14 protein-coding genes and 1 pseudogene are annotated in these 12,017 nt (G+C 42.7%); 1 reads left to right on the top strand and 14 read right to left on the bottom strand.

The features are described from left to right. Positions 1 to 150: 150 nt before the first annotated feature. The 3 genes from EJA10_RS08560 to EJA10_RS08570 form a co-directional block, all read right to left on the bottom strand. Complete coding sequence (locus EJA10_RS08560; RefSeq protein ID WP_125479593.1) at positions 151 to 651, bottom strand: VOC family protein; 501 nt, start codon at positions 649 to 651, stop codon at positions 151 to 153. A gap of 214 nt (positions 652 to 865) precedes the next feature. After that, positions 866 to 1,330 (bottom strand): hypothetical protein, encoded by a 465-nt coding sequence (locus EJA10_RS08565; RefSeq protein WP_125479594.1) that lies wholly within the window; start codon positions 1,328 to 1,330, stop codon positions 866 to 868. Between the two features lie 125 nt (positions 1,331 to 1,455). Next, positions 1,456 to 1,791, bottom strand: a complete 336-nt coding sequence (locus EJA10_RS08570) for a hypothetical protein (protein ID WP_125479595.1) — start codon at positions 1,789 to 1,791, stop codon at positions 1,456 to 1,458. A 322-nt stretch (positions 1,792 to 2,113) separates the two neighbouring features. Here EJA10_RS08570 and EJA10_RS08575 point away from each other — a divergent pair. Continuing rightward, positions 2,114 to 2,825, top strand: a pseudogene (locus EJA10_RS08575) (tyrosine-type recombinase/integrase). 294 nt (positions 2,826 to 3,119) lie between these two features. Here the strand turns inward: EJA10_RS08575 and EJA10_RS08580 are convergent. The 11 genes from EJA10_RS08580 to EJA10_RS08635 all read right to left on the bottom strand — a co-directional run bounded on the left by EJA10_RS08580 (position 3,120) and on the right by EJA10_RS08635 (position 12,014). Continuing rightward, positions 3,120 to 4,148: a hypothetical protein gene (locus EJA10_RS08580; protein ID WP_125479596.1), complete on the bottom strand. Its 1,029-nt coding sequence runs from the start codon at positions 4,146 to 4,148 to the stop codon at positions 3,120 to 3,122. 477 nt (positions 4,149 to 4,625) lie between these two features. Then, complete coding sequence (locus EJA10_RS24015) at positions 4,626 to 5,153, bottom strand: CueP family metal-binding protein (RefSeq protein ID WP_342773899.1); 528 nt, start codon at positions 5,151 to 5,153, stop codon at positions 4,626 to 4,628. Positions 5,154 to 5,305: 152 nt separating this feature from the next. Continuing rightward, the gene (locus EJA10_RS08595; protein WP_125479598.1) at positions 5,306 to 6,490 is read right to left on the bottom strand and encodes an MDR family MFS transporter; all 1,185 of its coding nucleotides are present in this window, start codon (positions 6,488 to 6,490) and stop codon (positions 5,306 to 5,308) included. 351 nt (positions 6,491 to 6,841) lie between these two features. Further along, the gene (locus tag EJA10_RS08600) at positions 6,842 to 8,278 is read right to left on the bottom strand and encodes an ammonia-forming cytochrome c nitrite reductase subunit c552 (protein WP_125479599.1); all 1,437 of its coding nucleotides are present in this window, start codon (positions 8,276 to 8,278) and stop codon (positions 6,842 to 6,844) included. After that, on the bottom strand, positions 8,271 to 8,795 hold the full coding sequence (locus EJA10_RS08605) for a cytochrome c3 family protein (protein ID WP_125479600.1): 525 nt from the start codon (positions 8,793 to 8,795) through the stop codon (positions 8,271 to 8,273). Before EJA10_RS08605 ends, EJA10_RS08600 begins: the two co-directional genes overlap by 8 nt. An 88-nt stretch (positions 8,796 to 8,883) precedes the next feature. Further along, positions 8,884 to 9,390 carry a TlpA family protein disulfide reductase gene (locus EJA10_RS08610; protein ID WP_125479601.1) on the bottom strand — a complete coding sequence of 169 codons (507 nt, stop codon included), beginning with the start codon at positions 9,388 to 9,390 and terminating at the stop codon, positions 8,884 to 8,886. A 17-nt stretch (positions 9,391 to 9,407) separates the two neighbouring features. After that, positions 9,408 to 9,539 carry a CcmD family protein gene (locus EJA10_RS08615; protein ID WP_023626909.1) on the bottom strand — a complete coding sequence of 44 codons (132 nt, stop codon included), beginning with the start codon at positions 9,537 to 9,539 and terminating at the stop codon, positions 9,408 to 9,410. Between the two features lie 21 nt (positions 9,540 to 9,560). Beyond that, positions 9,561 to 10,271: a cytochrome c biogenesis protein gene (locus EJA10_RS08620; RefSeq protein ID WP_211340547.1), complete on the bottom strand. Its 711-nt coding sequence runs from the start codon at positions 10,269 to 10,271 to the stop codon at positions 9,561 to 9,563. Beyond that, on the bottom strand, positions 10,271 to 10,954 hold the full coding sequence (locus EJA10_RS08625) for a heme exporter protein CcmB (RefSeq protein ID WP_125479602.1): 684 nt from the start codon (positions 10,952 to 10,954) through the stop codon (positions 10,271 to 10,273). Before EJA10_RS08625 ends, EJA10_RS08620 begins: the two co-directional genes overlap by 1 nt. Next, a complete protein-coding gene (gene ccmA, locus EJA10_RS08630; RefSeq protein ID WP_170169096.1) occupies positions 10,951 to 11,655 on the bottom strand; it encodes a heme ABC exporter ATP-binding protein CcmA in 705 nt (234 codons plus the stop codon). The genes EJA10_RS08625 and ccmA overlap by 4 nt, the downstream gene beginning before the upstream one ends. Positions 11,656 to 11,672: 17 nt before the next feature. Next, the gene (locus tag EJA10_RS08635; RefSeq protein WP_125479604.1) at positions 11,673 to 12,014 is read right to left on the bottom strand and encodes a hypothetical protein; all 342 of its coding nucleotides are present in this window, start codon (positions 12,012 to 12,014) and stop codon (positions 11,673 to 11,675) included. Between the last annotated feature and the right edge of the window lie 3 nt (positions 12,015 to 12,017).

Genomic DNA, 12,017 nt, shown 5'->3' on the forward strand with positions numbered 1-12,017 from the left:
ATCCTTCTTCAAGACTCATTCAGTTTAACCACTTTCAAGGAAGCTCTTTTATTAAACAAACCGTTAAGCCAAATTAGAACTTCGACAAAAATGTCCAAGCATGCTTTCTGGATCAACACAATTCATCTAAAATACAACATATTGTACATTTCACCCCTCATATTCTTGCTTCAAAACATTAATGTTAATTTTTTTCATTTGCAGCAATGCCTTCATAACTCGTCCTGATTTTTCAGAATCGTAATCATTTAACATATCATACAGACTGATGGGTACGATTTGCCAAGATACACCGAATTTATCCTTCAGCCAACCACAAACTTGTGCTTTTTCATCCCCACCCTCAGAGAGTTTTTCCCAATAATAGTCCACTTCTTCTTGTGTTTCACAATTTACAATAAGGGATATTGCTTCCGTAAATTTGAATTGCGGACCACCATTTAAAGCCACAAATTCCTGTTCTTCCAAATGAAATTGAATGGTCATTACCCCTCCCTCTGATCCCCCATTTATTTCGTTTTTTTCATTTCCATAGCGAGTAATCCTTCCTATTCTGGAATTTCTAAAAATAGAAGTATAATGCTTAACTGCCTCTTCAGCTTCAGTATTGAACCAGAAGTTCGGAGTTATTTTTTGAATTCTTTCTTTCACTATTCCTCACTCCTTTTGTCCATCTATTTTGTTTTATCCAGTTTTATCTATTGGTATTTTTTTATGTATCTTTTCTTTATCCTTCTTCAATACCCTCATTTTAAATAGTTTTCTCTCTAATGCTTGCTTTCTTGCATCGTTACAATAACTTCAATAATCCTTCTTGGACTAGCGCCCGTTAATTCACTATGAATTTATAATGCCGGAGGGACAATCAGACAGACAGATCGATAAATTCTAGTTCCATTTCTGCTTCTGCTTTCGAACGATAAACGGTAATTTTATCATAAGGTTTCAAGTTGTCTTGCCATGATCCTATATTACTCAGAAAATCTTCTCCGTTTTCAGATATTATCAAGCAATCTAAATGCCTATTGATATAACAAATTGGTGCGTCACTTTTCAAATCACATTGTTGACCAACAGTTCCGATAAATCCCCCATTACTATCTTTTGCCATAATATCTACATATGGAACCGTATAAAATTCTATATTTGGAATATCATCGCCAAAGATAAATTGAATATCATAATCGTTAGCATATTTTTGATAGTCCTCATTTTTATGATAAACACTCATAGGATAAAGTGTTGTACCTGCTGGTATAACCTCAGTATCTTTTAAATTTATATTTATGGCGCCAGTTAATTCTGTTCTATCTAGATAAACTTTTCGCATCTCAACCTCCGTTTATCTTATTTTATGTAAATGTTCATTACTTTTGTGATTTCTTATGGAACATGCCCCGTTTGTTTAAGTACCTTTTTTCAATATTATTTTAAGGGCTAGAAACCAATGGATTCTTATTGGTGCTTCTTCCCAACGACAGTCTTTTTATCCAAGGCAATATAAACTTCAAGATTTCCAGAAGAATCAGCTTCTGAATGACGAAAAGTAACGACATATACTTCTTTTTTTTCATAATTTTTATCGATTTTCGATTTTATTTCTGTATTCACAGTAACCTTCTGTACAAGCGAATCTTTAGGACTGACAGGGATTAGGTCTTTTTCTTTATTCGTTAGACTTTCAAAGGCTACCAGCTCAATCGGTACTTCTGGTTTCGAATTAAACACATTAAAACCAATTAATGTTATTGCTAATAGAATTATTATCGGGATAAATACGAACTTTTTCAAAATTTCCCTCCTCTTTTATGAGATTTACGATACCTATTTACAAGATTCAAAAACTTGCGCTAACTCACCAAGGCTCCCATATTTAATATCCGACTCCGAAGCCTGGGTCTGAAATTAAAAATGCTATATACAATAAGACAAGTGTAATAATTGTTAGTAATGTTAATTTGTACTTTTCCATATCCATTTCAACACCTCCAAAGATGACTTGGTTAATTAACCTTGTTTGTTAGTTATTATATAATTTCTCTTTACCAAGTCTAAATTTCTATAAAACTGGCAAGAATACCTTCTAGCATCCTAATAAATGGGAGGGATTTGTTTGTTACTATCAACTGCTTGGAAATCCTACGAAGCAGATAAACGTATTGAAGGGTTCTCCCCCTATACATTAAAAGCATATGGTCTTCAGGCAAAGCTGCTTATAAAATATTTTAAGGACCCAATTATAGATACCTTTAATACTGAGAGATTAAAGGAATATCTTGTTACTCAAGACAAGGATTTAAAACCCTCAAGTTTGGCCCACAGAATTCGGTTTATCAAATCTTTGTTTCGCTGGTGTCACGAGGAAGGCCATTTATCCTTTAATCCAGCAGCAAAGATCAAGGAACCTAAAGCGGGCAAGAGAATTCCAAAGTTCCTATCAGAAAGGGAGATTGAACTTTACGTGAAGCCTGTCTAAGTCCTATGGAAAAGGCACTTTTCGAATTTATGTTTTCAACTGGCTGCAGAATCGGAGAAATTGCTGCGCTTGATCGCAATTGCATTAATTGGTCTAACCGTTCTGCCATCGTCAGGGGAAAGGGTGATAAGGAACGTGAAGTGTATTTTAATATCCGGGCAGAATTATGGCTTAAGCGATACATTGATAGCCGCCAGGATAAAGATCCGGCCATTTTTGTAACGGAGAGACAGCCACACCAGTTGAAGTCATTCAAAGCCTTTTGGGTCACGAGAAAAGCGAAACAACTAGGATTTATGCTCAACTAAGCGGAAGGCTCAGACAGGAATTTTACCAGAAATATTTCTAACAAGGAAAGAAGCAACGCAAATTTATGCGTTGCTTCTTTCCTTTTGTACCCTTATGTTTAAGTGCATTTGTTCACAAAAGATGCTTTACTATATAAGAATGTTGCCTCTTTAGCGAGAAAGAGCGACTGCTTTTGTTCAGCAATCGCACCAGTAATCAGAGTTTTAAATTTCTTTTTGTTACTCAATTACCCAAGAGATTGGGGTATCGGGTCTATCAAAAACTGAGAACCCATAAAATTCTGTAGATCCTAAATTCGCTGGTGAATTAGCAGCACAATTAGTTTATATTTATTTTATTTATTTTTATAGAATTCTATAATCATAATCAATTCTTCTTTTTCAAAAGTTGTTTTTAATGGTTTTTTGTCATTGAACACATAGTATACCGGGAGAGAATCTGCAGTTAAGCCTCTTAACCCCGGAAACTCCTTCTTGACTGCCTCAAGATCATCACGAACTTCGAATGTATTAAGCAATCCCCTTATTTCAGTGTCAAAATCGGTTAATTCTTTTTCTCCGGGCGGGACGACCGCAAGGACCCTGATTTCCCCGTCCTTTGGTGCGAGCAGGCCTGTATAAGGTGGCTTTGGAACAGCCTCCAGGTACTGGATCATTTTCGCTTTATCCTTTGTACTAAAATCCATGTCTTCATTATTGAACACAAAGTACACAGGAATGGTTGAAGGTGCCCAGCTGCTTAACCCTGGAAACTCTTCTTTGACAAACTCAATATCATCGTATATTTCAAACCTTTCAAGCTGCTTTTTCGCTTCAGCAGGCAAATCATAGTTTGCGCCTTCTCCTGATGGAACAACCGCCATAGCTGTAAGTGCTCCTTCTTTTTTTGCCAGCATGTCTCCATAATAATTCTGCTCCACGTTCAGCTTCAAATAATATGAAACAGAATCATTTTTCCATTCCGCATTGATAATTAAATAGACAATTCCCCAACTTTTGTAGCTGTATGGTATAGGAAAACCCTGCTGGTAGTCGTAATCGGTTTGCTCTCTTGAAAAGCTGTCCCATTCACTGACCGTTATTTTTTCTGGCTGGCCACCTTCTGGAAAGGCGATTGTCAGGATGTTATCTTCCTTTACCTTATCACCAGGTAACCCTGCGAGCATCTCTACTGGATTTTTAGTATTCTTCTTTGAGCCGCGCCAGTCATATGGCCCTGGATGAGCGTTGATGGAAACGCCTTCAACAGAAATCTCCGGAATAGGAGGCTCTTCTTCTTTATAAATCTTATATTTGTCCAGAGCAAACACGATCAGAAACAAAATCACAAAGCTGGTGGCATACATTAACATTTTCTTTTTCATATGAAGCTCCTATCTATCATGACGGAATAAATTCGATAATGAATTCGCAATCTCCTTTTCTTTGGCTGTGTTAAATTCGGTTGATCCTGCAATCTGGTTCACGGTATGTTGGAACATAATTATAAGTTAAAGCCTGAATCAGCATAATTTACTGTGAAATAAAGAATTCCCGGCGACTGCCGAGGCTTGGAAAGGTGATAAAAGGTGCACATTCATTTTTGCCCGCGTCAAATGAGCTTCACTGCTATACTTTTTTAAACTAAACACTCTGTTAAACGTGATGTTAATTTCCGCTCCCCTACAATGCTCTTCTTCAACATAACTGCTTCATGAGTTTAATAAGAAAATTCAATAAATAGCGGCGGAAATCCTTTTTAAAAATGTCTAAAAAAAAGACCAAATCACTGACAGCAATTTGGTCTACAAAACTAATAACATTTCTATTTATTTCAGAACCAGTTATTTCTAAGGTATTTTTTACATAAGCTGCATTGTTGTAATGCAAGTCGGATCGTCTTTGAATGTGGAAATTTCAGATTCGACCGATTTGCCGTTGTGTTCAATCTTTGTCTTGAACTTTTGATCTCTTGGAAGCCACAGATCGATGAACCCGTTCTGGTGGGCGGTCATCTTCTCATCGACGATTACGTTTCCTTCCTGATCTTCAATATATACATCAAAATCATTATCTGCCATCTCACCTTGACAACCTGTCAAGCTATGATTCGTTCAAGGATGGGTTTGATCCTCATACGGCGCGATGGAGACGAAGAATTCTTCTTCTGATAGATCAATAACCTGCTTGTCGCCTTCACCTTTCGCAATGATCAATTCGTGTGAGGTGATGGAAGCATTATGGCCCTTAACCTTGCCTTTGCTGTAATCATTCACCATTTCCCTGATGTCCTGCTGTTTTTGGTCTGTCTTGGCAGATTCTTCGCCGCCACTACAACCAGCCAACAGACCGGCAGCCAATAACGCTACTCCGAGGAGTTTCATTTTCAATCCATTCACCCCCTGTCTTTCGAATTATGATTATATCATTATTTTAGTTGTAAAATATGCAGATTTTATCGAGAAATCATGCACATATTGTGACCGATACGGGGAGTGGTCATGCCGCTATAAGAAAAGAAGCTGGACAGTCCCAGCTTCTTCTATGCCTGGGCAGCCACGCTGCCAGATGATTTTATTTTACGATCATACACTACCGTTGTAAAAATGCCGATGAACATGAGGGCGATCAATACAGCAAACAGCATCGGCATGCCGTACAGATCGACAAGGATACCGCCCATCAGAGGGCCAAGCATCCTGCCTCCAGTCGCGGTGCTGTTGACGATTCCCTGGTAAAAGCCTTCGCGGCCCTTTGGCGCCAGGTCATTTGCAATGGTCGGCACTGCCGGCCAAATCAGCATTTCCCCGATGGTCAGGATGACCATTCCGACGACGAAGCCGGAAAATACCTGGGCTCCAGCGACAACTGCATAGGAAACCATGAAAATGACCATCCCGATGACAATTTGGAGCTTAAGCTTATTCTGGAATGGCTTGATCAGCCTGTTGACAAAAGGCTGACCAAGGACGATGAGCGCACCATTGACAGTCCAAAGCAGACTGTACTGATTCAAAGTGATGTTAAGTTCCTGTGTATAGGCAGCAATCGTAGTCTGCCATTGTACATATCCCACCCAGCAAAGAAGGTAGCCAACGGAAAGGATTAGCAGGGCAATAAGCTTCGTCCGGCTTTTGACCGTTCCATTTTCCTGTAGAATATTCGTTTGCTTAGCTGTCCGCGTATCGATGTTGCGATAGCCGAAAATCGCAATCATCATGAAAATCAGGTACATGGCTGCGTTCGCCATGAAGATCAGCTGGAACGAGTAGGAAGCGACAAGCCCGCCAAGCGCGGCACCGACAGCTACCCCAAGGTTCTGGGCAACATAAATCGCGTTGAACGCTTTGCGGCCGCCTTCCTTCCATACCGACCCTGCCATTGCATACATAGCTGGGAACACGATTCCTGAACCAAAGCCAACTAGGGTCAAAAAGAAAATATATTGCGGCCAGCCCGGCCAGAGCGTTAGTCCCAGCAGCGCGAGAATGGTGATGCCAATTCCAAGAATAATAGATTTGTAGCCGCCAATTTTATCAAAAAGACTCCCGCCAAACAGGTTGCCAATGACACTGGCAGCGGAATTCAGCATCAGTACGATCCCGGCAACGGACAATGATTTGCCCAGGTGCTCATGGATGTAGATGGTATTCAAAGGCCATAAAAAAGAAGAGCCAGTAACATTGACTGCCATCCCGATGATTAAAAGCCACAAGGCTCTAGGCATGAAAAACGCCTTCTTTCATTAAAATATTCATGCGCCACAGACGTAAGGGCTTGGCGCTGTTCAAGTCATTAAATTTCGGATACCAAAGTAATTTTAGTGGTTTTTAAGTGGGGTTGCAATAGGATGAAGGAATGTTTTTGAAGTTGAAATTTTCTATTTTTTCTCTCTTTATCTGGTAAAAACTCTCTGTTTCTTCCAGCTTACGAAAATGGGGTTCACCAATTGAATCCTCCTTTTCCAATTACCAGCCTTGACACCTCAGAAAATTTCTGCAAAACTAAAGAAAACACCGTACAAACTACCATTTGCACAGTGTTTTCTTAGTTATTTATTCTCTAAATTTACTATTCTCTATTTTTTCGGAGCAGGCTGTTGTGCCGGGAAGTAACTGTTGATTGCTTTCTCTTTCTTCTTGAAGTTATCCTTCTCGTCGTATACAGCCTTCTTCACTTTTTCAATCTCCGTTTTGACTTCTTCCAGGTTTACACCTTTCTTTGTCAATTCTTCAATCGCTAGATTGATGGCTGCATTTGATTCTTCAATTGAAACCCTCAACGAATCCATTGCTCCCTGCGGGTTATGGAATCCTGCCGCACTTTCAGCTGCTACGATATCCCAGAACCATTGCCCTTTTCTGATATGTTCTTGAGCTTCCTTGATTTTCGCTTCACTCACTCCGGATGTGATCATTTTATTGACATAGTAGTGTGACGTGATCGAAATATCCTCTGCCTTATGAAGAGCTTCCATATGTGTATCCTGAATGTTCAGCACACGCTCCTTCAAATCATCGAGATCGCGGTTGCTGTGGCAAGTCGCACATGATTGATCCATTGTTTTCAATGGGGAAGTCCACCAGTGTGAACTGATTTTCTTCTTTCCGCCCTCTACACGATCATACGGCATGTGACAGTCTGAACATGTAACGCCGGCCTGGCCATGCGGTCCTTCAATATGGGTCTCATAGTCAGGGTGCTGGGCTTTCAGCATCGGTGTTCCTGAAACGTTGTGAATCCAGTCCTTCTCAAAGCCCTGTTCTTTTGCGGTCGTTTCATAGTATTCATACATATCTTCAGGCTTAAAGCCGTTTGCCCATGGGAAAGTAACCTCTCCATTGTCAGCAGCGAAGTAGTACTCAACGTGGCACTGTCCGCAAACATAGTTTCTCATGTCATTCTTTGTTGGGTTAGACATATCGATGCCCTGTGATTCCATTGCCTTGATGAAGCTTGGACGTGTGATGCGAAGATCCATCGTCTGCGGATCATGGCAGTCAGAGCAGCCGATTGGGGAATGTCCCATTGCTTCTGCTTTCGGCCAGATGTCCTCATTAAAGCTGCCGCCCCAATAATCGTCGCCCATTTCCTCGATCATGTGAGGAACAGCGGTCGATTTACAGGTCAGGCAAGAGCCGATTGACTTGTCTGTGATACGTGCGATTGCACGGACATCTTCATTTGCATAGATGTGGCCGCGATCTTCGTTATATTCAGTTGCAAAGCCGTATCCATTAAACAGGACAGGCAGATAAGGTTCTTTGTCGTGGTCGAACTTGCTTCGCTTCACGGAACCACTGTATTTGGTATCTTCCATTCTATCATTCTTTTTATAGCTGTCATATTGAAGCGGGAAGAGGTCCTTGAAGGCCTCATTGCTTATTTCATCTTTGCTGAGCCCCGTTTTCAGCTCGTCGGCTGAAGTTGCTTTTTCCTCTGAGCCGGAGCAGCCTGTTATGATGAGCATGACAGCCGCGAGAAGCAAATATGCCCAGCGGAAATGTCTAGCCATTGTTCATCGTACCTCCTTTATTTTCTAAGAGCTCACCTGGTTTCGGCGGTTTAAAATAATCCTCTGTCTTGAAGCCTTTTCCGTGCGGAACGGCCTGGTGGCAGCTTGAGCAGCTGTCCTTGGCGTCGTGAGAAACGTTCTGCAATGTATTTTCATGGCAGCTGATGCAGTTCTCGTTGATGACTTCATGGGAACCTTCAGTAGCGTGCAGCACCTTCGGGATCTTTGCTTCACCAAGTGTATTGAAATACACATGTGTCATCCCGGCCTTTGCCTTATAGGTGTACTTATTAACTACGGTATCATGCGGCAAATGGCAGTCACCGCAGGCAAGTCCGGCGTGGTTGGAATCGGAAAATGAGTCATGGACCTCCGTCATGATATGGCAGCTGCTGCAGAATTCCGGTGAATCTGTGTAAGCAAGCGTTTTGACCGTGACGACAGATACAATGATTCCAGCAAACACGCCGATGAATAACAGCATTTTTTTGTCTATTCCCAGTAGCTTTTTCAGCATCCTTTTTCACCTCCCTTATTGCCTATAAAATCGGATGCCTGTGCAGCATCTCGCAATCTATTAAAACACTAGCGTGTTTTAACCAGGGTCATGGTGAAACCTTTTCGGAGATCATCTGGATTAAATTTTCTTTGGTTGTCGGGCCAGAAAAGCGTTCAACGATGATTCCATTTCCATCGATGATGATGGTTTCAGGCTGGCCGATGACATTATAATCCTTTGAAATCTCTTCTTTTGTGTCTAAAAGGTAGGTCAACTGCGATCCGCTTTCCCCGATATATTTATCCATCCGTTTTTTGGACTCGCCTTTTGCTAGGATCAAAAGCTTGGCATCTTTGTACTCCTTGCCGAATGCCTCCAGTTCCGGAGCTTCGTCAATGCAGGGACCGCACCATGTCGCGAAAAAATTCAGGACGACGGGCTGGCCCTTGAAATCTGATAGCTTATATACTTTTCCGTCGACATCCTTCAATTCAAAGTCGATGGCCTGATCGCCAGGCTGGGCTGCTACTTTTCCGCCCAGTCCGCTGACCAGGAAGCCAAGCACTCCGATTACGGCAGCAATCACAATGATTGGACCCAGTTTTTTGCCCATTTTCCTCACCCGCTTTTTTAAAAATCTGAATTCCACTCTTCAAGAAGCTCAAGTTCCTTTTTCAGCTGTTTCTGACGGCGTCCAAGAACCACTACATAACCAGCGATCAACGTCCAGATAACGGAATAAGCCATGAATAGATAAGTCATTTTGCATTCCTCCTAATAAATTTATCCTGCCAGCTTTTCGATTGCTTTCGATTTTGCCTTTTTGACGATATGTCTCATCTTTTCAATTTCGATTCCCTTGCGCATCAGGAAGATGTACAAGAGCGTGATCGTGAATACCGAGAACAGCAGGGCAACTAGCATATCAGGTTCAATGCCTCCGCCTGACTGATTCTTTCCTTCGCCGAATACGACTGGATGGAGCTTCGTATTCCACCAGCGAATTGCCATGAATACGATTGGAACATTGATGACACCGACGATGCCGAATACCGCTGATAACCTGGCAATCTTCTCATTTGAGCCATCCATCTTGCGGACAAACAGGTAAGCCACATAAATGAACCAGAGAATTAGTGTCGTAGCAAGACGCGGTTCCCATGTCCACCATGTATTCCAGCTGGATTTCCCCCAGATCATCCCGGTGATCAGCGTGATTGTAGTGAAAAGGACACCGATTTCAGCCGAGATTCCTGCATTGATATGATGCTGGATTCTCGGTTTGATCAGGACCCTCACGCTGTAGTAGCCGACAACGCCGAACGCAAGGAACGCAACCCAGGCACTTCCCACATGGAAGTAAAAGATTTTCTGTGTTTCACCCATGACCTTCTCGACTGGCGACCAAATAAAAATTAAATAAAGCGCGATAAAAAATGATGGAACTAGTGTATAAAACAACAGACGGTCGATCATACCTGAAGTCTTTTTCATCAGGATCCCTCCATAATAAATTCGAATAGGAAAAAGCAAGCTGCCAGGAATAACAGGTCATAAGCAGACATCAGGCGGAGCCAGGAAACAGCATCGCCAATCGTTTCGTTTTCTAGGACGATTCTTGTCGCCTGCACCGCGGCAATCATCAGCGGGCTCAGCAGCGGCAGCAGCAACACCGGCAGCAGCATTTCGCTGTTCTTCGCATTCGCTGAAAGAGCCGCCAGGAATGTTCCGACGATGATAAAGCCGAGTGTTCCAATCACCACCACAAGGAAGAACCAGCTGATTTTTCCAAAAAAGCGATAGTCGAACAGCAGGAACAGCACCGGGATACTGACCAGCTGTACCGCTGTGACGAGCAGGAAATTCGCTAGCACCTTACCAAGATAGATGCTGGATGGATCGATTGGAGCAGATCGCAATCCTGTCAGCGCATCGTTTTCATGCTCAGAAAGGAAGGAACGGTTCAGCCCGAGTATTCCCGAGAACACGGTAATTAGCCAGACAAGCCCGGGGATGACGGCTTTCACCATATTATTGGTCGGATCGAACGCAAAGCTGAAGATCAGGACGACGAGACTCGAGAAGATGACCATCATTCCGATTGTCTGCTTCGTCTTGATTTCATTGCTGAGATCCTTGCTCGCGATGATCCAGGCATCTTTCAGGATGGACATCATGTTCCCTTCACCTCTGCTTCATACCATTGTTTCAGCTCTGCCATGCTGACTTCGCCTCCGAGCCTCTTGGCAGAAACGATTTTCCCCTTTCTCAGCACGGCCGCTCTGTCTGCAAGTGCTTGCACCTGTTCAAAATCATGGGAGATGATCAGGATCGACGTCCCGCTTTCCCGCTTCTTCAGAATGATCGTATTCAGCAGGGCGACAGCTTCCTGGTCAAGGCCGGTGTGGGGTTCATCGAGCATCAGGATTTCGGGGTCCGGCAGAAGCACCCTTGCGATCGCCAGCCTTTGCATCATCCCTCTTGAAAAAGAACGGATCGGAATATCCCTGAAAAGGTATAGCCCCACTTCCTTCAGCAGTTCATTCGCTTTCGTTTCCAAATCCTTCACTTTGTAAAGCTTGCCGTAAAATTTAAGATTTTCGAGCGGGGACAGGTTGTTGTACAGGAATGATTCATGACCCAGAAATCCAATCCTCTGTTTCATTTCAGCTGAGTTTTTCTTTACCAGTTTTCCATTCAGATAAATCTCCCCGCTGGTTGGCTGCAGGAGTCCGACCGTGCATTTGAAAAAGGTGCTTTTCCCCGCACCATTCGGTCCGATGACAGCCAAAATCTCCCCCTTTTCCAATGTGAGCGTGATATTGCGCAAAACCAGCTTATCTCCCAGTGTTTTGGTCATGTTCCTTAGTTCAAGCATGTTCCCCAACTCTTTCATTAAGTGTATTGTTCCAGTTCCTTGTTCACCTGGTCCAGATGGCTATGATAGTCTTGCTTCATCTTCCTGAAGCTTTCCTCCGTGACTTCCGCTGCCATTAGCCTTGCTTCCAGTTCCTGAAGCTGCTGTTCAATCACTTTTTTCTTCAATAGAAGATGCTTGAACACCTGGTCTTCCTCATCCAGTATTTCTGCAGCTTTCGTCCTGCGTTTTTTCATGAACCAGCCTGCTGCTAGGATCACCGCTAAAACGATCAGCACATAATGCGGGTTGAGCAGGTTCAAGCCCGGTGTCGTCAGCCAGAAGGTCACAAGCCATTCCGGATGGTAAGCAGGCCCCATAGG

This window comes from Mesobacillus subterraneus (genome assembly GCF_003937825.1).
GTDB lineage: Bacteria > Bacillota > Bacilli > Bacillales > Cytobacillaceae > Mesobacillus > Mesobacillus subterraneus.

Coding starts and splice junctions, on each gene's coding strand:
- EJA10_RS08565 (WP_125479594.1), bottom strand. CDS start 1,330: ATGCGAAAAGTTTATCTAGATAGAACAGAATTAACTGGCGCCATAAAT.
- EJA10_RS08580 (WP_125479596.1), bottom strand. CDS start 4,148: ATGAAAAAGAAAATGTTAATGTATGCCACCAGCTTTGTGATTTTGTTT.
- EJA10_RS08595 (WP_125479598.1), bottom strand. CDS start 6,490: ATGCCTAGAGCCTTGTGGCTTTTAATCATCGGGATGGCAGTCAATGTT.
- EJA10_RS08600 (WP_125479599.1), bottom strand. CDS start 8,278: ATGGCTAGACATTTCCGCTGGGCATATTTGCTTCTCGCGGCTGTCATG.
- EJA10_RS08605 (WP_125479600.1), bottom strand. CDS start 8,795: ATGCTGAAAAAGCTACTGGGAATAGACAAAAAAATGCTGTTATTCATC.
- EJA10_RS08610 (WP_125479601.1), bottom strand. CDS start 9,390: ATGGGCAAAAAACTGGGTCCAATCATTGTGATTGCTGCCGTAATCGGA.
- EJA10_RS08615 (WP_023626909.1), bottom strand. CDS start 9,539: ATGACTTATCTATTCATGGCTTATTCCGTTATCTGGACGTTGATCGCT.
- EJA10_RS08620 (WP_211340547.1), bottom strand. CDS start 10,271: ATGAAAAAGACTTCAGGTATGATCGACCGTCTGTTGTTTTATACACTA.
- EJA10_RS08625 (WP_125479602.1), bottom strand. CDS start 10,954: ATGATGTCCATCCTGAAAGATGCCTGGATCATCGCGAGCAAGGATCTC.
- ccmA (WP_170169096.1), bottom strand. CDS start 11,655: ATGCTTGAACTAAGGAACATGACCAAAACACTGGGAGATAAGCTGGTT.
- EJA10_RS08635 (WP_125479604.1), bottom strand. CDS start 12,014: ATGGGGCCTGCTTACCATCCGGAATGGCTTGTGACCTTCTGGCTGACG.